A 23,573-nucleotide genomic window follows, 5' to 3' on the forward strand; every position below is an offset into this window, starting at 1 on the left:
CAAATAGGCACTAAAGCTGTTACAATCTTGTGTCTTTCCAAAAGTTCACTTCGAGGTGAGAAGATGGATTATAGGGAAGAAGTTTGTATCCTTGTGACTGTAAGTAATCAATTACTTTAGGCAGTATTTGTACGGTCACACTTGAATCATGCATTAAAATCACTTCGACTTGTTCGTCGCTCTGATTACGTACTCTTTCTAGTATAGCAGAAGGATTGTCATAGCTTTTCCAGTCATATGTATCGATTGTCCAATCCCACATTTTATACTGGGCGGATACAAGTGCATCACGGTAATTCTTTTTTAAGTAAGGCATGCTACCATACGGGACACGAACGAGATGTGAATTTAATTTTGTAACTTGCTGAACAATATTTTGTGTTTGTTCCATTTCTGTAATTAAAGCGGATGGATCACCAGTGTAAAGGCGTTTTACATCGTGTGACATACTGTGAAGTCCGATATAATGCCCCTCTTGAATTAATCGTTGCATTGTTTTTTTATAATGTGGTACTTTTCCACCAATAACAAAGAAAGTTGCTTTTCCGTTCTTTTCCTTTAAGATGTTTAAAATTTGCGTAGTATATTTGTTTGGTCCGTCATCAAATGTTAAGTACGCGATTTTTTTTGTAGGAGAGGTAGTTTCAGTATTTGGATGATGTTCAGCAGGGGGCATTGTAGTTGCTCCTGCATGAGATGACGCGTACATAGTAATTGTTAAAAATAAAATAACGTATTGAAATACTCGCTTGATCATAACATTCACCCTCAGTTTGACAATCAAGATGTAAAAAAGAAAATATAATCCTTTTCTTATTATGTATATCTTTCTCCAATAGTGGAGCTCTCAAACAATCTATATTTTGGAAATATAAAATGATGAATAAAAAATAGCATCCTCTTATAAGAAAGAGGATGCTATTTGAATATTTCATAATTGTAAAGGCTATACTACAATTAGTCTTCGCGTTTTTTCACTTTTTTATAAAAGGAAATAAGTGGTTTGTAACGTTCATGTACAAGCCCAATTACTTCAGCAATGATTTCTGTAAAGAAGATTAAAACGAAAAGAAGAATAATGGATAACCATAATGTCGCACTAGAGAAAATGATTGCATTTACACTAAAGAAAATACCGAATGCGTATATAATTAGTACCGTTTTACGATGAGAGAAGCCCATTGCAAGTAAACGGTGATGTAAATGCGATTTATCTGGTGCTGAAATAGGTTTTTTATTTACGATACGACGGATAATTGCAAATGTCGTATCAAATACAGGTACGCCTAAAATGATAACTGGAACGATAAAGCTGAATAACGTTACACTTTTGTATAATCCAAGTAACGATATAACAGAAATACAGTATCCTAAAAATAGTGCGCCTGTATCTCCCATGAAAATTTTTGCTGGATGGAAGTTGTAGAATAAAAATCCAATTGTACTTGCTAATGTAATTAATGCTAGTGGTAAGATAATAGCGGCTCCAGTGCCCCATGGGCTAGTGAAGGCCATATATGCTAGCGTTGCAAGTACGATAGATGAAATACCAGCAGATAACCCATCTAAGCCATCAATTAAGTTGATTGCATTTGTAATACCTACAATCCAAAATACTGTAATTGGATAAGCAAGCCATCCAAGTTCAGTATCCCCGAGGATTGGGATATATAATACTTGCACTAATAATCCACTTTTTACAATCATCATGGCAACTAGTAGTTGTCCACCGAATTTTACCTTCGCAGATAACTCGTACATATCATCTAAAATACCGATGATTACAATGATAATCGCACCTAGCGTTATCGATAACATTCTTTGTTCGTATAAGCCGCCGACAACAAATCCTACAGCTACACCAATAAATATCGCTAACCCGCCAAGACGAGGCATAATCTTTTGATGCACTTTACGAGCGTTTGGCTTATCTGTTGCTCCTATTTTAAAAGCTAACTTAATAACTAAAGGAGTAACGACGAGTACAGTGATGAAAGATGCCAAGATGGCATAAATCACTTGTGAGTCCATTAATACCCCACCCTTTTATAGTCTAACGTAATTTTTTTAATATATTTATCTGAAAATTATGATGTTTATTTACAGGCTCATAACATATGGTATCACAAAAAGATTAGAATTCAATCTTTTTTTCTTTGTGTGGTAAATGGAAGCGGATAGAATATATGACAATTGTATACAGAATGTTGAATCGTTTGAGAAGGTTAATTGTATTGGACTTTAGAATATGACATTTTCTCTTTTTTCGATAATGAATATTTTTATTTCAGTATTATAAGTGTTACACCTAGAAATGAGTAAGTTCCGTGTTAAAATGTGGGAATTTATCCGCATGAACGGGCAGTAAGGTTCGCACCTCAAAATTCAGTTGGAGAAAAGAAGTTAGGTGGGGATCTTAATTCCTGTAAAAGCCTGATTGGTTTAACTAATAATTAGCCGGGGATGGATGACCCTTACTGAGTAAAGTTTCATTTTATATTCTTACATGTAATTTTACAAAAACTTAAAAAAGAATGGAAAAAGTAATTCATATAATAAAGAAGTAAAAGAGTTTTCTCATTTTTAATGTGAGAGGGGGAAGCACAGGGAGAATTCTATGTATTCGTATATTTTCTATTGTATATTCCTGTGCGAAAAGGAAATGAAAATTACGATAATAGGTACCGGATACGTTGGATTAATTACAGGAGTAGGATTGGCAATGTTAGGCCATTCAGTCACATGTTTTGATATAAATGATGAGAAAATTGAACGGATAAAGCAAGGAGATCTGCCTATTTATGAAGCGGGTTTATATGAATTAATAAATGATGCATGTGAGAATGATTGTTTAACTTTTACAACAAGTAGAGTAAAAGCATTTTACGATGCAGAATTTATATTTATTGCAGTTGGAACGCCATCTTTATTAGATGGGACAGCGGATTTAACATATATTCGAAGTGCTTGTGACGATATTGGAACATATGCGACGAATGACATTATTGTCGTTACGAAAAGTACGGTTCCTGTAGGTACAAATGATGTTATGAGGGGATGGATTGAGGAGAAATTACAAAATAGATATGAATTACATATCGTATCGAATCCGGAATTTTTACGGGAAGGTTCAGGGATTTACGATTTTTTTCAGGGAGATCGTATTGTAATTGGAGCAGATAATGAGGAAGCGGCACGAAAAGTGGAGAATTTGTATAGTGAATTACGCTTAAAAACGTATGTTACAAATATAAAAAGTGCAGAGATGATTAAATATGCATCGAATGCTTTTTTAGCGACAAAAATTAGTTTTATCAATGAAATTTCAAATATATGTGAGAAGGTAGGAGCCAATGTATTAGACGTTGCAAAAGGGATGGGAATGGATAAGAGAATTGGAGCGTCTTTTTTAAATGCGGGCATTGGTTATGGGGGTTCGTGTTTTCCGAAAGATACGAAAGCCCTTGTGCAAATTGCAGGGAATGTGGCGCATGATTTTCGCTTGTTAAAAGCAGTCATTGAAGTGAATAATAAACAACAGTTGTTATTGATTGAGAAAGCGAAGAAAGTATTAAATATGAGCAAGAAGCGGATTGCGGTACTGGGAGCGGCATTTAAACCGAATACTGATGATATAAGAGACGCACCGTCCCTTATTATGATACAAGAATTAATTCATATAGGTGCGGATGTAGTTCTATATGACCCAAAAGCGATTCCAAATATGAAAAATATCTTTGGAGAGACTATACAATATAGCGAATGTATAGATGAATCGATTAGAGGAGCGAGTGCGGCTTTTATCATGACAGAATGGGAGGCTATCCGAGCTTATCCGTTAGAAAAGTACGCACAACTTATGAGAGAACCTATTTTATTAGATGGAAGAAATTGTTATACTATTGAGGATGTCAAGAAGCAAGAGATAGATTATTATTCGGTTGGAAGAGAAAGTATTTGTAAGAGGGAATTTTCCGTTATTCGTTAAAAAGGCATGTATTCATGTATATTCTTATATGTCATAATAGAAGTTGTAACTAGTGAAAGAAAAGAGGCAATGAAATGACTGAACGTTTAAAAGTAATGACAATTTTCGGGACACGTCCAGAAGCAATTAAAATGGCACCTCTTGTGTTAGAGTTGCAAAAACATCCAGAAAAAATTGAGTCGATTGTGACTGTAACAGCGCAACATCGTCAAATGTTAGACCAAGTATTAAGTATCTTTGGAATTACGCCAGATTTCGATTTGAATATTATGAAAGACCGCCAAACTTTAATTGATATTACAACGCGTGGTTTAGAAGGTTTGGATAAAGTAATGAAAGAAGCAAAGCCGGATATTGTACTTGTACATGGTGATACAACGACAACATTTATTGCGAGTTTAGCTGCTTTCTACAATCAAATTCCAGTAGGGCATGTTGAAGCAGGACTTCGTACATGGGATAAATATTCTCCATACCCAGAAGAGATGAATCGCCAATTAACAGGCGTCATGGCAGATCTTCATTTCTCACCTACAACAAAATCAGCAACGAACTTACAGAAAGAAAATAAAGATGAGTCACGCATTTTCATAACAGGGAATACAGCGATTGACGCACTAAAAACGACTGTAAAAGAAACATATAGTCATCCTGTACTAGAGAAACTTGGAAACGATCGTCTTGTACTTATGACAGCTCACCGCCGTGAAAACTTAGGAGAGCCAATGCGTAATATGTTCCGTGCAATTAAACGTCTTGTTGATAAGCATGAAGACGTACAAGTTGTGTATCCGGTTCATATGAACCCAGTTGTTCGTGAGACAGCGAATGATATTTTAGGCGATCATAGCCGAATTCATTTAATTGAGCCGCTAGATGTAATTGATTTCCACAATGTTGCAGCTCGTTCATACTTAATGTTAACTGATTCTGGTGGTGTACAAGAGGAAGCGCCGTCACTTGGTGTACCGGTTCTTGTTCTTCGTGATACAACAGAGCGCCCAGAAGGTATTGAAGCAGGTACATTGAAATTAGCAGGAACAGACGAAGAGACAATCTTTGGTCTTGCTGATGAGTTGTTATCAGATAAAGAAGCTCATGATAAGATGTCAAAAGCATCTAATCCTTACGGTGATGGCCGTGCATCAGAGCGCATTGTAGAAGCAATTTTACAACACTTTAATAAGTAAATAAAAAAGAGCCAAATCATATGCGATTTGGCTCTTTTTGTTATTGCTGATTTCTCATAATCCACTCTGCATGAGCATTCGTAGAAGGAGGTGGTTCAGTTGGTGTTTTGTTCTGATTCTGATTCGTTTCTTTCTTTGCCTTTTCGTCAGAGTTAGAATTTGAAGAATGGTTTGATTCAGTTTTTGTAGTTGGATTTTCTTGAGTGTTTGCTGTTTCTCCTAATTCTTTTTTAATTTCGTTACGTACTGTCTCTACACCGATTGGATCTGGAAGGAAGTAATAAATACCACCTATTTTTTTGTCTTCTCCTTCAAGTTTGAACGTTTGCATTGTAGAAGGATCAAATCCAGATAGTTTATTGTAAAGAGCCAGTCCGTCTGAAATAGGAATGTCAGTTTTTATATATTTTCCAACGACTGCTGTTAAATCTTTAATTTTAAATACGGTAGAGGCTGAATTTAGTTTTTGAGCAACAGCGGCTAGTAATTGTCTTTGTCTAGCGGCCCGACCATAATCGCCGTTTGGATCCTGCTTTCGCATACGTACGTATGCGAGTGCTTCTTCCCCATTTAAGTCTTGTTGTCCTTGCTTAAATTCGATTTTTTTGTAGTAATCCACGTCTGAACGCTCCCAAAAATCGAAGGGGACATCAACAGTAACACCGCCAACAGCATCAACAATTCCTTTAAAGCCTTGGAAATCAATTTTAAGATAATGGTCTACAGGAACTTTTAGAAAACCTTCGACAGTTTTGATTGCCATTTCTTCTCCGCCGTAAGCGTGCGCAGCGTTAATTTTGTCTTCTTTGTTCTTACCAACAATTGGAACGCGACTATCACGAGGGATACTCATAAGCGAAATCTTCTTCGTTTTCGGATTGACGGTCGCAAACATTAATGAATCTGTACGACCGTTTTGACCGTCCGTTGCATAATCTTCTATACCCATAATGAGGAGTGTAAAAGGCTCCTTTGTAATTTCTACATCTTCGGTTCTCAAGTCCGATTTTTGACGAGTAAAACCACTATACATCCCCATGAGAGAAGAGTAGGAATTTAATATATAAAGTCCTACACCACCAAATAAAAATACGAAAATAAGGAAGTAGAAAAACTTTCTTCTTCGTTTCTTTTTTATTCTGCTATTTTGGAGATGATAATAACGTTCTTCCATATATAATCTCCTTAGTTCATTTGTAGGAAAGTAATTCACTACATTAATCTTTAAAGGTGAGGATGTAGTTATTCTTAGATAACATCTTGTTCTAAGTACAACATATCTCCTTCTGTAATTGTACATTTCCCATTTGTTAACTCAATCATCCAATCTGTGAATGCTTGTTTTCCGTCTTCTTCTACATACGTATCAAATGTGACATTTTCGAGATAATGTATATCTTTAATGGCATATTTCGAATTACGTAATTCATTTTCAATTTTGCCAAGTAATGTGTAATCAATTTCGGTCTGCATAACACGCATTAGTTTTCGCTGAACAATACCGACATGATTAATGCCTTCGCTTGTACATTTTCCATATGCGCGAATTAATCCACCTGCGCCAAGTTTGATGCCACCAAAATAGCGTGTAACGACAACGACGGTATCTTTTAAACCGCGTTTTTTTAGTACCTCTAACATAGGTACGCCAGCTGTACCGCTAGGTTCTCCATCATCATTTGCTTTTTGGATTTGATCTTGTTCGCCAATCAAATACGCAGAACAATTATGTGTGGCATTCCAATTTTGTTTTTTTATTTTTTGTATAAATTCTTGAGCTTCTGCTTCGGTTGTAGCTCTGCTAACATAACAAATAAATCTTGATTTTTGAATGACAATTTCGTGCTCACCGTAGTCTTTGATTGTTAAATATTGTAATAACACTCGTATACGCCCCTATCTACCAAAATGACTAGTACTTTACATTTTAAAAGCGAGCGTTTTTATATTCAAACATTTTTTATAAATAAGTTGAAATTTTTGGTGAGTATTTCAACTTTTTGTTGTAATTTGTCGAGATGGTAAGTATTATTTCAAATCGGCATTTTTATGTATGGATGCACCATTTTTAGTTTTCGTGTAAACTTAGGGAATAAAAACTTTTTTATAAGGCAGGTACGCAAATGAAAACAGCTATTGTTACTGATAGTACAGCATATATACCGAAGCATATTCGTGATGAACTCAATATATATATGATTCCATTAAACGTTGTGTTTGGAACGGAATCTTATCAAGAAGAAGCTGAAATTTCAGTAGATGATTTCTATGTAAAAGTACGTGAGCAAGAAGAACTTCCGAAAACTTCTCAGCCAGCAATCGGAAAGTTTGTTGAGTTATTTGAAGAACTATCTAAGGATTATGATGCGGTTATTAGCATTCATCTTTCAAGTGGGATTAGTGGTACATATCAAACGGCAACGACAGCCGGGCAAATGGTAGAGGGTATTGATGTATATACGTACGACTCTGAAATTAGTTGTGAAGTACAAGGATTCTATGTACGTGAAGGTGCAAAGCTAGCAAGCGAAGGAAAAGATCCGAAAGAGATCGTTGCCCGTTTTGATGAAATGAAGAAAACGATGGACGCTTATTTTGTAGTGGATGATTTACATCATTTACAACGTGGAGGACGATTAAATAGTGCACAAGCTTTCATTGGTAGTTTGTTACAAGTGAAGCCAGTTTTATATTTTAGAGATAAAATCATTATTCCATTTGAAAAGATTCGTACACGTAAAAAAGCGTTAAAACGAATTGTTGAAATTTTTGATGAGCAAGCAAGTCAAGGTGTACCTATGGAAGCAGTTATCATTCATGCACAACGTGAAGAGGAAGCGAATGAATGGAAGGCAGAATTAGAAGCAAAATATCCCCATGTTACAATCCGCACAGGTTATTTCGGTGCTGTAATTGGTACGCATTTAGGTGAAGGTGCACTAGGTCTTGGATGGTATACGAAGTAATAAGATATAAAAAGCTCTCTTTTTGAAGAGGGTTTTTTTACGGATATTTTACGTGTAGTTGACAAGTTAATATTTGGAAATGGTAAAATGTACGTAAAATAAAATAATGAGGAAAGTTTTATAACTTACTTTTTACAAGAAACTATATTATAATAGAAGAGAGGTGAAACATATGGAGCATAATTCTTGTTTATGTCCAAAGTTTGAGTCAGCTTTTACTTTGCTTAGTAAAAAATGGACTGGCTTAATTATTAAATCTTTGCTTGAAGAGTCAAAACGTTTTAGAGAAATCGCAGATATTATACCGAATATGAGCGATCGTATGTTATCAGAGCGTTTAAAGGAATTGGAAAGTGAAGGCATTGTAGTTCGTAATGTTTATCCGGAAGTACCAGTTCGAATCGAGTACGGCTTAACTGAAAAAGGGAAAGCATTAGAAAGTGTTATGGATGAAGTCCAAAATTGGGCTGAGAAATGGATGAAATAACGTTTTGATTTCATTCGTATTAGTGTATCTAACAAAACGTAAGGGAAACCTTGCGTTTTTTCTTTGCTTATAAAAAGCTTTTAAAATTCTACACGTATATACAAAAATATGCATATTTTGCGATAGAGTTACATATAATATTACATTTGTTTTACAATAGCGTAACATTAGCAAAAAAAATCCCGAATTATGGTATAAATTTTATAGGTTATATACGGAAAAAAGACAAAAGAAAGCGGTGTAAAAAATAAAATGAAAAAGCTAAAAATGGCATCTTGCGCATTAGTTGCAGGGTTAATGTTTTCAGGACTAACACCAAATGTATTTGCAGAAGATAAAATTTCTGACGTGAAATCACAAATTAATACACAAAATGACACTTTACATAAACAACAACAAGAACGTGATGTATTACAAAAACAAATGAATGACTTAAACAAAACAATTCAAGGTTTGGATAAATCTGTTCAAGAGAATGCTTCAAAACTTGATGAAACAACGAAAAAAGTTGCGGATACTGAGCAATTAATCGAAAATAAAAATAAAGATATTGCAGAACTACAAACGAAAATTGCAAAACGTGAAGAGTTATTAAGAAAACGTTTAGTTGCACTTCAAGAACAACCAAATACGAACGTTGTAACAGAAGTTCTTGTAAACTCTAAAAACGTTGCAGATTTAGTTGATCGTTTAACTTCTGTTTCTAAAATTCTTGAGTCTGACGAAGATATCATGAAAACACAACAAGAAGATCAAGCGAACGTGAAAAAAGATGTTGAAACGGTAAAAACAAAGCAAAAAGAATTAAAAGAAGCACAAGCTCAAATTGAAACTGCTAAGAAAGAACTTGACGCTGAAAAAGCGAAAAAAGCAACTGCAGTAAATGATTTAAGCGGTAAAATGGATACAGTTGTAACTTCAATGACAAGTACGGAGAGTCAATTGAAAGATCTTGAAAAACAAGCACTGCAATTACAACGTATTGCTGAACAAGAAGCACAAGAAAAAGCTGCACAAGAAGCTGCTGCTCAAAAACAAGCAGAACAAGCTGCTAAAGATGCGCAAGCGCCTACAGCACAAGCACCTGCAGCACAAACTGAACCAGCAAACAATGGTGGACAAGCTCAAAAAGAGGAACCTAAAAAAGAGGAACCTAAAAAAGAAGAGCCTAAAAAAGAAGAACCTAAGCAAGAAACGAAAAAACCAGAGCAAAACCCAGCTCCAGCTCCAACTCCGGATACTGGTGTAATTGCTAAAGCACGAAACTACTTAGGCTTACCATATGTTTGGGGAAGTGCATCTCCATCAAACGGTGGTTTTGACTGTAGTGGATTCATTTCTTACATCTATGGTGTAGGACGTCAAGACGTTGCAGGTTACTGGAACTCAGTTTCTAAAGTAAGTAGCCCACAACCTGGAGATTTAGTATTCTTCCAAGGTACTTATAAACCAGGTCCATCTCACATCGGTATTTACGTTGGGAATGGCCAAATGATTCATGCTGGTGATAAAGGGATTGCTTACGCTAGCTTAAGCAGTAGCTACAACCAAAAACATTTCTTAGGATACGGTAGATTCTAGGATTTATAAACGAATAAAACATGTGTATAAAGTCGATAGCTTACTATTTTATAAGTAGGTTATCGGCTTTTTTGAGTTTTTACGAGATTATGAGAAAGTTTTATAGTAGTGCTGGAGGTGGTTGCTGATGTTAGCAGGGAAACAGTTACTATTAGAGGAACTCTCTTCAGATTTACGGGATACATTACATGATTTGAAAAAGAAGCGGAAGGTCGTATGTGTACAAGGTGTAATAAAGAAGGCTTCTAAATATATGTGTCAGCGCTGCGGAAATATAGAGCAGCGGCTATTTGCATCATTTTTATGTAAAAGGTGCAGTAAAGTATGTACGTATTGCCGAAAGTGTATAACGATGGGGAGAGTTAGTGAATGTGCTGTACTTGTTCGTGGGATCGCTGAAAGAAAAGGAGAAAAAGGTTTAAATTCTTTACAGTGGAACGGGACCTTGTCTACTGGTCAGGATTTGGCAGCGCAAGGTGTTATAGAAGCTATTAAGAAGAAAGACTCTTTTTTTATTTGGGCTGTGTGCGGGGCTGGAAAAACTGAAATGCTATTTTACGGTATGGAAGAGGCATTGCGAAAAGGAGAAAGGGTTTGTATCGCAACGCCAAGAACAGACGTTGTACTAGAATTAGCGCCGAGATTACAAAAAGTGTTTCCAAATGTAAATGTAGCGTCCTTATACGGAGGAAGTGAAGATAGGGACAAAGATGCAGCGTTAGTCGTTGCAACGACTCATCAATTGTTACGTTACTATAGAGCGTTTCATGTCATGATTGTAGATGAGATCGATGCCTTCCCGTATCATGCGGATCAAATGTTGCAGTATGCAGTGCAACAAGCGATGAAAGAGAAAGCAGCGCGTATTTATTTAACTGCAACTCCAGATGAAAAGTGGAAGCGTAATTTCAGAAGCGGGAAACAAAAAGGTATCATTGTCTCTGGACGATACCATCGTCATCCGTTACCAGTTCCTCTATTTTGCTGGTGCGGAAATTGGAAGAAAAGCCTCCATCAGAAAAAAATCCCTCGATTTTTACTACAATGGTTAGAAATGTACGTAAGTAAAAAGTATCCCATTTTTTTATTTGTTCCTCATGTGCGATATATAGAAGAATTGAGCCTGATATTGAAAACGTTGGATCCTAGAATCGATGGTGTACATGCAGAAGATCCGATGAGAAAAGAAAAAGTAGCAGCTTTCAGAAAGGGAGAAATTCCGTTATTAGTTACAACGACAATTTTAGAGAGAGGGGTAACTGTGAAGAATTTACAAGTTGCGGTGTTAGGGGCGGAAGAAGAAATCTTTTCAGAAAGTGCGCTTGTACAAATTGCAGGCCGAGCAGGTCGTAGTTTTGAAGAACCTTATGGCGAGGTCGTTTATTTTCATTGCGGTAAGACAGAGGCGATGGTACGCGCGAAAAGGCATATTCAAAGTATGAACAAAAAGGCAAAAGAACAAGGATTAATCGATTAATGCATTGTCTACTTTGCGATGAGTATATGTTGGAAACAGTTAGTTGGTACACCTTCTTTGTAAAGTCTCACAAAAAATATATATGTGATAGGTGTGAGCGGAAACTTTCCTATATTATAGGAGAGATTTGCATGGAGTGTGGGCGACCTTTAGAGGACTTGACTTCCGAATATAAAGAAAATGATATTTGTGTGGATTGCATAAGGTGGATAAAAGAGGAGAAGTATCGTCCTTTTAAAAATCGTTCTTTGCACGTGTACGATGATGAGATGAAAGAAATATTAGCACAGTTTAAGTTTCGGGGAGATGCGGAGTTAGTTCATATTTTTTATCGATCCTTTCGGGAGCTGTTTCAAAAGCATTTTACGAGTGTTTCAAGTGTTATTGCTGTTCCGCTTAGTAGGGAACGGGAATATGAACGTGGTTTTAATCAGGCAGAGTTATTAGCAGCATGTTTACCTGTCAAAATTTCTTATCCCTCATTAAGAAGAAGGGAAACAGAAAAGCAAAGTAAGAAGACACGTAAAGAAAGGCTTTCGGGAAGTAATCCTTTTTATTTTCAGGGAGAAGATATGTTTCATGATCAACATATCTTACTCGTTGATGATGTATATACGACAGGAATTACAGTTAGACAAATTGGAAGTCTTTTATACGATAGAGGAGCAAGGGAAGTTTCTAGTTTGACGCTTTGTAGAAGTTGATCTGTAACTGTCGAAAGGGATAATAAAAAGACGATAAGTCTTCTTTGACTTCGTAAGTTGTCATTCGTTATAGTCAAAGTATGGGGCGAATGCCCTGATTTTTAGAGTGAAGGGAATGGAATGAACATGCAAGGAAGAGTGAAATGGTTCAATGCAGAAAAGGGATTTGGGTTTATTGAGCGTGAAGATGGTGATGATGTGTTTGTTCATTTTTCTGCTATTCAACAAGATGGATATAAGTCATTAGAAGAAGGGCAACAAGTTGAGTTTGACATTGTAGATGGAGCACGTGGACCACAAGCAGCTAATGTTGTAAAACTGTAGGAATATTGTTTTTTGGAAGAGAGAGCTGCGTTTGTGGCAACGTTATATATATGGTAGAACCTCTTGTTTTTTTGCAAGAGGTTTTTGTTATGAATCAAGTTGTCAAAAAGTTGTTTCTTTTCTGTAACGAATTGTCCACAGTTATATTCGTTATTCACGATGTTAATAGGATAAAATAAAGATAGAAACGATGCATCTTTTCATTTCAACAAAAAACGATAAAAAAATCGCAATTCCACTAATTTTTTTAAAAAAGTTAGAAGGAGTTTTTAAGCCAATGTCGAAATTATAGTACATAGGCTTGAAAGGAGGAATTCATCTATGAAATTCAACATTCGTGGTGAAAATATTGAAGTAACTCCAGCATTAAAGGAATATGTAGAGAAAAAACTAAGTAAGTTAGAGCGTTATTTTGATACATTCCCAGAGATTAAAGTTAATTTAAAAGTATACTCTGACAAGCAACGTGTCGAGGTAACAATTCCATTTACTGATTTATTACTTCGTGCAGAAGAAACTAATAGCGATATGTACGCTGCTATCGATTTAGTAGTTGATAAACTTGAGCGACAAATTCGTAAACATAAAACAAAGGTAAATCGTAAGTTACGTGAGAAAGGTTCTATGAAAACGAACTTTATCCTTCCAGAAGCAGTAGCTGTTCTGGATGCGGTAGAAGAGGATGAATTAGAACTTGTACGTACAAAACGATTTGATTTAAAACCGATGGACGTTGAAGAAGCGATCCTACAAATGGATATGCTAGGACATAATTTCTTCGTCTTCACAAATGCTGATACAAATGAAACTAATGTTGTATACGGCCGTAAAGATGGGAAATATGGTTTAATCGAAACTAAATAATAATTCAAAAGCGCAGCCGAAATGGCTGCGCTTTTTTTGCTGAAAATAGATTTTTTTTAAAAGTTTTCTTAATTTAGAACGAGACATTCGGCCGATTGTTGTCATAGTTATAAGACAAGTGTTACAATTATCATTAGGTATATACATTTTAGTTTTTTTAATTAGGAGAAAAATTGGCATAACATACATTTGATTTTTATAACGACTGATTGTAATAGAAAAAGAAAAAACAATCGGAAGTTTTATTTTAATAAAAAAGAGGAGCGTATTTCCTATGATCGGTATTTTAAAAAAGGTATTTGATGTAAATCAACGCCAAATTAAACGTATGCAGAAGACAGTTGAGCAAATTGATGCATTAGAATCATCTATTAAGCCACTAACAGATGAACAATTAAAAGGAAAGACGCTTGAATTTAAAGAACGTCTAACAAAAGGTGAGACAGTAGATGATCTACTTCCTGAAGCTTTTGCAGTTGTTCGCGAAGCTGCGACTCGTGTTCTTGGAATGCGTCCGTATGGCGTGCAGTTAATGGGTGGTATTGCCTTACATGAAGGGAATATCTCTGAGATGAAAACGGGTGAAGGTAAAACATTAACATCTACATTACCTGTATATTTAAATGCTTTAACAGGAAAAGGTGTTCACGTTGTTACAGTCAATGAATACTTAGCACAACGTGATGCGAGCGAAATGGGACAACTTCATGAGTTCCTAGGCTTAACAGTAGGAATTAACTTAAACAGCATGTCACGCGAAGAGAAACAAGAGGCTTATGCTGCTGATATTACGTATAGCACAAATAATGAGCTTGGATTCGATTACTTACGTGACAACATGGTTTTATATAGAGAACAGTGCGTTCAGCGTCCACTTCATTTTGCTATTATCGATGAAGTCGATTCTATTTTAGTCGATGAAGCACGTACGCCGCTTATTATTTCGGGACAAGCTCAAAAATCAACAGAGCTATACATGTTTGCAAATGCATTCGTTCGTACATTAGAAAATGAAAAAGAGTATTCATTTGATGTGAAAACGAAAAATGTAATGTTAACTGAAGATGGTATTACGAAAGCAGAGAAAGCTTTCCATATTGAAAACTTATTCGATTTAAAACATGTCGCACTTCTTCACCATATTAATCAGGCGCTTCGTGCACACGTTGTTATGCATCTTGATACAGATTATGTTGTACAAGAAGGCGAAATCGTAATTGTAGACCAATTCACTGGTCGTCTTATGAAAGGTCGTCGTTATAGCGAAGGTTTGCACCAAGCTATTGAAGCAAAAGAAGGCGTAGAAATTCAAAATGAAAGTATGACACTCGCAACAATTACGTTCCAGAACTATTTCCGTATGTATGAAAAGTTATCAGGTATGACTGGTACAGCGAAAACGGAAGAAGAAGAATTCCGTAGTATTTACAATATGAATGTTATCGTAATTCCAACGAATAAAGATATTATTCGTGATGACCGTGCTGATTTAATCTTCAAATCAATGGAAGGCAAATTCAATGCAGTTGTTGAGGATATTGTAAATCGTCATAAACAAGGGCAACCTATTCTTGTCGGTACAGTTGCAATTGAAACGTCAGAGCTTATTTCAAAAATGTTAACACGTAAAGGTGTACGCCATAACATTTTAAACGCGAAAAACCATGCGCGTGAAGCAGATATCATTGCAGAAGCTGGTATGAAAGGTGCTGTAACGATTGCGACGAATATGGCTGGTCGTGGTACGGATATTAAGCTTGGAGACGATATTAAAAACGTTGGTCTAGCAGTTATCGGTACAGAGCGTCACGAAAGCCGTCGTATTGATAATCAGTTACGTGGTCGTGCTGGTCGTCAAGGGGACCCTGGTGTAACGCAGTTCTACTTGTCTATGGAAGATGAACTAATGCGCCGATTCGGTTCTGACAATATGAAAGCGATGATGGATCGTCTTGGTATGGATGATTCACAGCCGATTGAAAGTAAAATGGTTTCTCGTGCGGTAGAATCTGCACAAAAACGTGTAGAAGGAAATAACTATGATGCACGTAAGCAGTTACTGCAGTACGATGATGTACTTCGTCAGCAACGTGAAGTTATTTACAAACAGCGTCAAGAAGTAATGGATTCTGAGAATTTACGCAGTATTATTGAAGGTATGATGAAATCTACAGTAGAACGTGCTGTCGCGCTTCATACACAAGAGGAAATTGAAGAAGATTGGAACATTAAAGGTCTTGTTGACTACTTAAATGCCAACCTTCTGCAAGAAGGCGATATAAAAGAAGAAGAGTTACGTCGTCTTGCTCCAGAGGAAATGAGCGAGCCAATTATCGCGAAATTAATAGAGCGTTACAACGACAAAGAAAAGCTTCTGCCGGAAGAGCAAATGCGTGAGTTCGAAAAAGTTGTTGTATTCCGTGTAGTAGATACGAAATGGACAGAGCATATTGATGCGATGGATCACCTTCGTGAAGGTATTCATTTACGTGCTTACGGTCAAATTGATCCACTTCGTGAGTATCAAATGGAAGGATTCGCAATGTTCGAGTCAATGATTGCTTCTATTGAAGAGGAAATTTCTCGTTACATTATGAAAGCTGAAATTGAACAAAACTTAGAGCGTCAAGAAGTTGTTCAAGGTGAAGCTGTTCATCCATCTAGCGATGGCGAAGAAGCGAAGAAAAAACCAGTTGTAAAAGGTGACCAAGTAGGCCGCAACGATTTATGTAAATGTGGTAGCGGTAAAAAATATAAAAACTGCTGTGGTATCGGGAAGTAATACAGGGCGGTAGCCCAGATTGCTTTGCAAAATTTTACATCAAAAATGTATAATTAAGAAAGTTTAAACTCTCTCCGTCATAAGTGGAGAGAGTTTCCCTTGTTCTCATAAGAAAGTAACAGCAATTACATAGAGGTGAAGGAAATGGAATTAGTAGAGATTAGACAAGAATTAGAGAAAATGGCTAAGAGATTAGCGGCTTTTAGGGGGTCTCTTTGACCTTCCTACTAAGGAGAAACAAATTGCAGAGTTAGAAGAGACAATGATGGGTGCAGGATTTTGGGATGACCAACAAGGCGCACAAGCTGTAATTAACGAAGCTAATGCACTGAAAGAGATGGTTGGAAAGTTCCGTCAGTTAGATGAGACATTTGAAAATTTAGAAATCACGCATGAGCTTTTAAAAGAAGAGTATGATGAAGATTTACATGAGGAGCTTGAATCAGAAGTGAAAGGCTTAATTCAAGAAATGAATGAGTATGAGCTTCAGCTACTACTAAGCGATCCTTATGATAAAAATAACGCTATTTTAGAATTACACCCAGGTGCTGGTGGAACAGAGTCACAAGACTGGGGTTCTATGTTATTACGTATGTACACACGTTGGGCTGAAAAACGTGGGTTTAAAGTAGAAACGGTTGACTACTTACCAGGTGATGAAGCTGGTATTAAGAGTGTTACTTTATTAATTAAAGGTCATAACGCTTACGGTTATTTAAAGGCAGAGAAAGGTGTACATCGTCTTGTACGTATTTCGCCATTCGATTCTTCAGGCCGTCGTCATACATCGTTCGTATCTTGTGAAGTCGTACCTGAGTTCAATGATGAAGTTGAAATCGAAATACGTTCAGAAGACTTAAAAGTTGATACGTACCGTGCAAGTGGTGCAGGTGGACAGCATATTAATACGACAGACTCAGCAGTTCGTATTACACATACACCAACAAACACAGTTGTAACATGTCAGTCAGAGCGTTCACAAATTAAAAACCGTGAGCACGCGATGAAAATGTTAAAAGCGAAATTATACCAAAAGAAATTAGAAGAGCAACAAGCGGAGTTAGATGAAATTCGCGGTGAACAAAAAGAAATCGGATGGGGTAGCCAAATTCGTTCTTACGTATTCCACCCGTATTCTCTTGTGAAAGACCACCGTACAAATACAGAGGTTGGTAACGTACAAGCAGTTATGGATGGAGAAATTGATCCATTTATTGATGCTTACTTACGTTCTCGCATCTAATAAGCGAAAAAAAGCCAACAAAGTTGTCGGCGTATGCTGAGGATAATCGAGGATATAAAGAATTTGATTTTATTTCTATAGATGAAGTAAAGAGGAAGAGAAGTTGGAAACGACAACTTCTCTTTTTGATGAGATTATATGTAGCATACAATGTTGTATATTGTATTGTAAAAAGTAGAGAATAGTAAAACAGAGCGGCAATAGAGTAAGACTTGAACAGAACTTTTCTGATTTTCTGTTCAACAAGAATTCTTTATAGAAGTTTTTAAGTTGTTCACAGAATTGAAACAACTTATGAAAGCTTTATATTATCAGGGTTTTTACTGTATTTTTGAAAAATATGAAATATACCTTAGTTTTTCTATATAAAGATAATGCTTATAATGAAAATGAGTGTGTTAGGAATGAAAAGAATATCAACAATGGGGAGCGATAGAAGTGAAAAAGAAATTGTTGGCTATTGCGTTAGGAACATCAGTCGTTTTTGCTTTAGGAGCATGTGGAAATAAAGAAGAGAGTAAGCCTTCGAAACAATCTGCAAGCACAGATAGCGCAGAGCAAATTTACCAAAAAAGTTGTATAGGCTGTCACGCGAAAGATTTATCGGGAGCAACTGGACCGGATTTACGAAAAGTGGGACAGAAATATGATGCAGCAGAGATTGAAAAGATTATTGAAAAAGGTCGCGGTTCCATGTCACCAGGAATTATTCAAGGTGAGGATGCGAAAAAAGTAGCTGAGTGGTTAGCTGAACATAAATAAAAAGGGTGAACTGAACGGGTTGGTTATATAATCTTATCCCAAAATGATTTTGGGTAAGAACTATGACGACTCGTTTCCTTTTTTTTTTTTTTGTGTAACATAACTGTAACAAAAATGTATCCGAACTGGAAACCGTTTGATGTTACAATGAGGTTTGTAGAATTTTGCTGAAATATATTACATAGAGTAGCGCTGCTAATAAAAAGCATGAATGGAAGCTACCTTCAACAAGAGTGGTTAAGCGAGAATAAAAGGTTATCTTTTATTTTCAGATGTACAGAAAAGTATTTCGAAAAAAATCATTAAGTATTGGGTGATAAATAATGATAAAAATGACGAATGTTTATAAGGAGTACCCGAATGGTATGAAAGCCATTGCTGGTCTCACAGTTAACATTAAACAAGGTGAGTTTGTATACGTAGTTGGACCGAGTGGAGCCGGGAAATCTACATTTATTAAAATGATGTATCGTGAAGAGAAGCCATCTACAGGATCAATTAATGTAAATGGACTTGTTATTGAAACATTAGCAGAAAGAGATGTTCCATATTTCCGTCGTCAATTAGGCGTCATTTTCCAAGATTTTAAATTACTACCTAAGTTAACGGTATATGAGAATGTTGCGTTTGCTTTAGAAGTAATTGAAGAAGAAAAAGAAGCCATTCGTGAACGTGTAACAGAAGTTTTAGGTCTTGTAGGTCTTGAGGATCGTGCAGACGCACTACCAAGTGAACTTTCGGGCGGAGAGCAGCAACGTGTTGCGATTGCGAGAGCAATTGTTAATAGACCAAAGGTTGTAATTGCCGATGAGCCAACAGGTAACTTAGATATTGAAACAGCTCTTGATATTATGAAGATTTTTACGCGTATTAACGAGCGTGGTACAACGATTGTTATGGCGACACATAACTCAGATATCGTAAATACAATTCGTCATCGTGTAATCGCGATTGAAGGCGGAAAAATTGTTCGAGATGAGATTGAGGGAGGATACGGATATGAAGGCTAAGACCCTTAGTCGACATTTGCGAGAAGGTGTAAAGAATCTATCACGTAACGGATGGATGACATTTGCTTCTGTTAGTGCAGTAACAGTTACATTATTACTTGTAGGTGTCTTTTTAACAGCGATAATGAATATGAACCATTTTGCGACGAAAGTAGAGCAAGATGTAGAAATTCGTGTACACATTGATCCAGCAGCAAAAGAAGCTGATCAAAAGAAATTAGAAGATGATATGAGTAAGATTGCAAAAGTAGAATCTATTAAATATTCTTCTAAAGAAGAAGAGCTAAAACGCTTAATTAAAAGCTTAGGTGATAGCGGAAAAACGTTTGAGTTATTTGAACAAGATAACCCACTTAAAAACGTATTCATTGTAAAAGCAAAAGAACCAACAGATACAGCGACAATCGCGAAAAAGATTGAGAAAATGCAGTTTGTAAGTAATGTTCAATACGGTAAAGGTCAAGTTGAAAAATTATTTGATACTGTAAAAACAGGACGTAATATCGGGATTGCGTTAATTGCAGGTCTTTTATTCACAGCGATGTTCTTAATCTCTAATACAATTAAAATTACAATTTATGCTCGTAGTACAGAAATCGAAATTATGAAACTGGTAGGTGCAACAAACTGGTTTATTCGTTGGCCGTTCTTATTAGAGGGATTATTCCTAGGAGTATTAGGATCAATTATTCCAATTGGCTTAATTCTAGCTACGTATAATTCACTACAAAGTGTGTTTAACGAAAAACTTGGCGGAACAATTTTCGAACTTCTACCATACAGTCCTTTCGTATTCCAATTAGCTGGTTTACTAGTGTTAATCGGGGCTTTAATCGGTATGTGGGGAAGTGTAATGTCAATTCGTCGCTTCTTAAAAGTATAAAAAGTTGCAAACATAATTCGTACAAGCTTATCATATAGTAGAAATAGGTAAAGGCATCACACACTGTGTGATGCCTTTTGCTACACCACCTGTGTGTTTTGGAAAGGGGAATTCCGCATTGAAACGTAGAGTTGCAATTATTGGAATGGTTGTTGCATTTTTAATTGGTGCTGGCGGAATGTTTGCAGGTATGTCTTTATTTGGGGTTAACCCAGCAGAAGTAACGCAAACAATTTCGAGTGGAAACGCTAGCACCTCACAAGGGAATTTGGCAAAAATTAATGAGGCGTATGCACTAATTGATTCACGTTATGTGGAAGACGTGAAGGATGACAAGTTAGTCGAAGGTGCAATACAAGGCATGTTGTCTACGCTGAAGGACCCTTATTCCACGTATATGGATAAAGAAACGGCTAAACAGTTTAGTGAATCACTTGATCCTGAGCTAGAGGGGATCGGGGCTGAGGTGAACAAAACGGACGGTAAGCTTATTATCGTATCTCCAATTAAAGGCTCACCGGCAGAAAAGATTGGAATTAAACCGAATGACCAAATTTTATCTGTAGATGGAAATAGTGTGAAAGATTTATCACGTGAAGAAGCAGTATTAAAGATTCGTGGTAAAAAAGGAACGACTGTCGCGATTGAAATTAAGCGTGCAGGAGTAGCTGATCCGATTGTATTTAAAATTAAGCGTGAAAAAATTCCAATCTTCACGGTGTTTAGTTCTGTGAAACAAGAGAGCGGAAAAGATATCGGTTATATGCAAATCACTTCTTTTGCTGAAAATACAGCGAAAGAATTTAAGGATCAGTTAAAAGAGTTAGAGAAGAAAAACATAAAAGGCTTAGTTATTGACGTGCGTGGTAATCCTGGTGGCTACTTAAATAGTGTAGAAGAGATACTAGGGGAAATTATGACGGATAAAAAGCCGATGCTACAAGTAGAGCAACGAAATGGTGAGAAAAAGAAATTCTCTACGGAACTGAAAGAGAAAAAGCCATATCCAATTTCAGTATTAATTGATAACGGAAGTGCTTCTGCTTCAGAGATTTTAGCGGGTGCGCTAAAAGAGGGAGAAGGATACGATTTAATTGGTGAAAAAACGTTTGGTAAAGGTACTGTTCAGCAAGCCGTTCCATTTAAAGATGGCAGCAACATTAAATTAACGATGTTTAAATGGTTAACACCGGATGGAAACTGGATTCATAAAAAAGGAATCGCGCCAACAGTAGAAGTGAAGCAACCAGATTATTATCATGCGACACCAATTCAAATTGAAAAGACACTTTCATACAATTCAAATGATGTGCAAGTAAAACACGCGCAAGAAATGCTTAAGAGTTTAGGGTATGTACCAGGGCGTGAAGATGGATACTTTAGTAAAGAGACAGAATCAGCGCTGAAAGCATTCCAAAATGCGAATGAGATGGAAGCGACGGGACAGCTTGATAAAAAGACAGCTGAGGCGATTCAAACTAAAATTATTGAAAAAATCCGTTCTGGAGAAAATGATCTACAATTACAGTCCGCATTAAAATTAATAGTGAAATAAAGTGAAACTTTAATCAGTGGGGGGTTTCTTCATCCCCACTAATTATTAGTTGAACCAATCGGACTTTAATGGGCAGTGGATCCCCCACCTAAATTCTTTGCTTGCGCTGAATTTTGAGGTGGGGGTCTTACTGCCCATTAAAGCGGGATAAAAAGAAATACAGGCAGTTTGCTGCCTGTATTTTTTTGTGTTAAACAAACGTTTGTCCAGTTATGATAATATAAAAAGAAAGAATGATATAAATGGTGGTGAATGAGTTCGTGGAGGCATGGATTTTTGAAATAATGCGGGCAGTTGGACGTTTTTTCTTACACCCTGCTGTCTATGTATTTTTAATAAGTAGTATCTTCGTTGGATACTTACGTATGTTACGAGAACGAAAGGATTTTTCCTTTAAAGTTTATGATATTTGGTTTGAACTGCGAACATCTCTATTTGCGGGAGTTGGATACGGATTAATCGTATCTATTCTTACAATTGGACTTGGCCTTGTCGTTTCCAAAGCGAGCTTATGGGTCATCTTACTTTGGACGTTATTATTTGGATTAACTGCTATGTATCGATATTTATCAGCAGCTTATACATTTAGTATCGCAATTGTATGCGTTCTAGTATCTGCTAAGCTACCAGTTTCCTTCTTACAGCTTGGAGAAGGGGAAGAGAGTACGATTGTATCTCTTGCTATTTTACTAGGTGTCATGCTCGTTGTAGAGGGCTTGTTGATTTCTAAAAATGCAGTAGGATATTCTACGCCGAAGATTAGGAAGGGTAAGCGTGGGCTAAAGATTGGTTTACACGAATCAAAGCGTTTATGGATCGTTCCTATTTTTATTCTTGTACCGGGTGATGCGATAACACAGTTTATTTCATGGTGGCCTGTCGTTTCAATAGGTTCAAATACATATTCTCTATTCCTCGTTCCATTTTTAATTGGATTTATGAGAAAGATTAAAAGTTATGAGCCGACGGAAGCTTTATTATTTACAGGAAGACGTGTTTATGGATTAGCAGGACTTGTGCTCGTTTTAGGAATCGCAAGTTACTGGTGGCACGTACTTGCAATTATCGCGATGGGAGTCGCAATGCTTGGGCGTTTCACAATCTCGATGCAAGAGAAAATTGCCGATGAAACAAGACCAGCATATTTTGCTGCACGCAATGATGGGCTCGTTGTACTAGATACAATTCCAAATACAATTGGAGCAGAGCTGAAATTACTGCCTGGAGAAATTATTACGAAAGTAAATGGAGTTATTCCAAAAAGCGCTGAGGAATTTTATGATGCGCTTCAAACGAAGACGACAGGAGCATTTTGTAAATTAGAAGTATTAGATACAAATGGTGAGCTTCGTCTTGCACAAACTGCATTATATGCTGGTGGGCATCACGAATTAGGTGTTGTGTTTGTTCAGCAGGAGCATGAGTGGGATTCGGAAGCGATGTAATAGATGTGATTTTTCATAATTATTCGGAATAGTTTCAAGAACTCCTAAACTAGATTTCAAAATCAGCTAGAAAGTAAAACAGCTAAGAAAATTATATTTTCTTAGCTGTTTTATTTTGAAATAATAAAAAAATAAAGGACATAACTTTTTCCTCAAAAAATCGTGTCTTGACAACGGGGGCATTATTGAGTGTTTTTTTTAGTGATTCTGATTATTACTATCCAACCCGAAGGCTAAGGGCGGTGGGTTTAAACCACGCCCTTTGAGCTGGAAAAATTTTAAAAATTTTGTTGATATAATCCTTAAATAGAA

At 36.5% G+C, this 23,573-nt stretch carries 20 protein-coding genes; 16 read left to right on the top strand and 4 right to left on the bottom strand.

What is annotated here, in order from left to right; genetic code table 11:
- Positions 1–19: 19 nt before the first annotated feature.
- Together ACSG5Z_RS21780 and tagO are read right to left on the bottom strand one after the other, a co-directional pair.
- Complete coding sequence (locus ACSG5Z_RS21780) at positions 20–757, bottom strand: polysaccharide deacetylase family protein (protein ID WP_087983955.1); 738 nt, start codon at positions 755–757, stop codon at positions 20–22.
- Positions 758–957: 200 nt separating this feature from the next.
- Positions 958–2,031 carry a UDP-N-acetylglucosamine--undecaprenyl-phosphate N-acetylglucosaminephosphotransferase TagO gene (gene tagO / locus ACSG5Z_RS21785; protein WP_000378314.1) on the bottom strand — a complete coding sequence of 358 codons (1,074 nt, stop codon included), beginning with the start codon at positions 2,029–2,031 and terminating at the stop codon, positions 958–960.
- Positions 2,032–2,617: 586 nt separating this feature from the next.
- Here tagO and ACSG5Z_RS21790 point away from each other — a divergent pair.
- Together ACSG5Z_RS21790 and wecB are read left to right on the top strand one after the other, a co-directional pair.
- Entirely contained in the window at positions 2,618–3,988 is a 1,371-nt protein-coding gene (locus ACSG5Z_RS21790) for a UDP-glucose dehydrogenase family protein (RefSeq protein ID WP_098649117.1), read from the top strand.
- Positions 3,989–4,062: 74 nt separating this feature from the next.
- Entirely contained in the window at positions 4,063–5,178 is a 1,116-nt protein-coding gene (wecB, locus tag ACSG5Z_RS21795) for a non-hydrolyzing UDP-N-acetylglucosamine 2-epimerase (RefSeq protein ID WP_000140139.1), read from the top strand.
- Between the two features lie 40 nt (positions 5,179–5,218).
- Here the strand turns inward: wecB and ACSG5Z_RS21800 are convergent, their stop codons facing one another.
- Together ACSG5Z_RS21800 and ACSG5Z_RS21805 are read right to left on the bottom strand one after the other, a co-directional pair.
- Positions 5,219–6,352, bottom strand: a complete 1,134-nt coding sequence (locus ACSG5Z_RS21800; protein WP_087983954.1) for an LCP family protein — start codon at positions 6,350–6,352, stop codon at positions 5,219–5,221.
- Positions 6,353–6,426: 74 nt separating this feature from the next.
- On the bottom strand, positions 6,427–7,062 hold the full coding sequence (locus ACSG5Z_RS21805) for a YigZ family protein (RefSeq protein WP_087983953.1): 636 nt from the start codon (positions 7,060–7,062) through the stop codon (positions 6,427–6,429).
- A gap of 239 nt (positions 7,063–7,301) precedes the next feature.
- Here ACSG5Z_RS21805 and ACSG5Z_RS21810 point away from each other — a divergent pair, with 239 nt between their 5' ends.
- The 14 genes from ACSG5Z_RS21810 (at position 7,302) to ACSG5Z_RS21875 (ending at position 23,261) form a co-directional block, all read left to right on the top strand.
- Complete coding sequence (locus ACSG5Z_RS21810) at positions 7,302–8,144, top strand: DegV family protein (RefSeq protein WP_000844775.1); 843 nt, start codon at positions 7,302–7,304, stop codon at positions 8,142–8,144.
- Positions 8,145–8,316: 172 nt separating this feature from the next.
- Positions 8,317–8,631 (top strand): winged helix-turn-helix transcriptional regulator, encoded by a 315-nt coding sequence (locus ACSG5Z_RS21815; RefSeq protein ID WP_000400858.1) that lies wholly within the window; start codon positions 8,317–8,319, stop codon positions 8,629–8,631.
- A gap of 252 nt (positions 8,632–8,883) precedes the next feature.
- Positions 8,884–10,212 (top strand): C40 family peptidase, encoded by a 1,329-nt coding sequence (locus ACSG5Z_RS21820; RefSeq protein WP_087983952.1) that lies wholly within the window; start codon positions 8,884–8,886, stop codon positions 10,210–10,212.
- A gap of 127 nt (positions 10,213–10,339) precedes the next feature.
- The gene (comFA, locus tag ACSG5Z_RS21825) at positions 10,340–11,689 is read left to right on the top strand and encodes an ATP-dependent helicase ComFA (protein ID WP_087983951.1); all 1,350 of its coding nucleotides are present in this window, start codon (positions 10,340–10,342) and stop codon (positions 11,687–11,689) included.
- Entirely contained in the window at positions 11,689–12,393 is a 705-nt protein-coding gene (locus ACSG5Z_RS21830) for a ComFC family protein (protein WP_081260120.1), read from the top strand. The genes comFA and ACSG5Z_RS21830 overlap by 1 nt, the downstream gene beginning before the upstream one ends.
- A 126-nt stretch (positions 12,394–12,519) precedes the next feature.
- The gene (gene cspC / locus ACSG5Z_RS21835; RefSeq protein ID WP_001990088.1) at positions 12,520–12,717 is read left to right on the top strand and encodes a cold shock protein CspC; all 198 of its coding nucleotides are present in this window, start codon (positions 12,520–12,522) and stop codon (positions 12,715–12,717) included.
- A gap of 321 nt (positions 12,718–13,038) precedes the next feature.
- Entirely contained in the window at positions 13,039–13,581 is a 543-nt protein-coding gene (gene hpf, locus ACSG5Z_RS21840) for a ribosome hibernation-promoting factor, HPF/YfiA family (RefSeq protein WP_000671189.1), read from the top strand.
- 274 nt (positions 13,582–13,855) lie between these two features.
- Entirely contained in the window at positions 13,856–16,363 is a 2,508-nt protein-coding gene (secA, locus tag ACSG5Z_RS21845; RefSeq protein ID WP_048542521.1) for a preprotein translocase subunit SecA, read from the top strand.
- A gap of 144 nt (positions 16,364–16,507) precedes the next feature.
- A protein-coding gene (gene prfB / locus ACSG5Z_RS21850; RefSeq protein WP_096001656.1) for a peptide chain release factor 2 occupies positions 16,508–17,606 on the top strand; the annotation gives its coding sequence in 2 pieces (ribosomal slippage) (positions 16,508–16,579 and positions 16,581–17,606; 1,098 coding nt in all).
- Positions 17,607–18,044: 438 nt separating this feature from the next.
- Positions 18,045–18,368 (top strand): cytochrome c551, encoded by a 324-nt coding sequence (gene cccB, locus ACSG5Z_RS21855; RefSeq protein ID WP_000727965.1) that lies wholly within the window; start codon positions 18,045–18,047, stop codon positions 18,366–18,368.
- A gap of 323 nt (positions 18,369–18,691) precedes the next feature.
- Entirely contained in the window at positions 18,692–19,378 is a 687-nt protein-coding gene (gene ftsE, locus ACSG5Z_RS21860; protein ID WP_000594325.1) for a cell division ATP-binding protein FtsE, read from the top strand.
- The gene (ftsX, locus tag ACSG5Z_RS21865; RefSeq protein WP_087983949.1) at positions 19,368–20,261 is read left to right on the top strand and encodes a permease-like cell division protein FtsX; all 894 of its coding nucleotides are present in this window, start codon (positions 19,368–19,370) and stop codon (positions 20,259–20,261) included. The genes ftsE and ftsX overlap by 11 nt, the downstream gene beginning before the upstream one ends.
- Positions 20,262–20,379: 118 nt before the next feature.
- On the top strand, positions 20,380–21,816 hold the full coding sequence (locus ACSG5Z_RS21870) for a S41 family peptidase (RefSeq protein WP_000830301.1): 1,437 nt from the start codon (positions 20,380–20,382) through the stop codon (positions 21,814–21,816).
- Positions 21,817–22,058: 242 nt separating this feature from the next.
- Positions 22,059–23,261, top strand: a complete 1,203-nt coding sequence (locus tag ACSG5Z_RS21875) for a PDZ domain-containing protein (protein ID WP_435712096.1) — start codon at positions 22,059–22,061, stop codon at positions 23,259–23,261.
- Positions 23,262–23,573 lie beyond the last annotated feature (312 nt).

Origin of the sequence: Bacillus pretiosus (assembly GCF_051294775.1) — a bacterium.
Lineage (GTDB): Bacteria > Bacillota > Bacilli > Bacillales > Bacillaceae_G > Bacillus_A > Bacillus_A wiedmannii.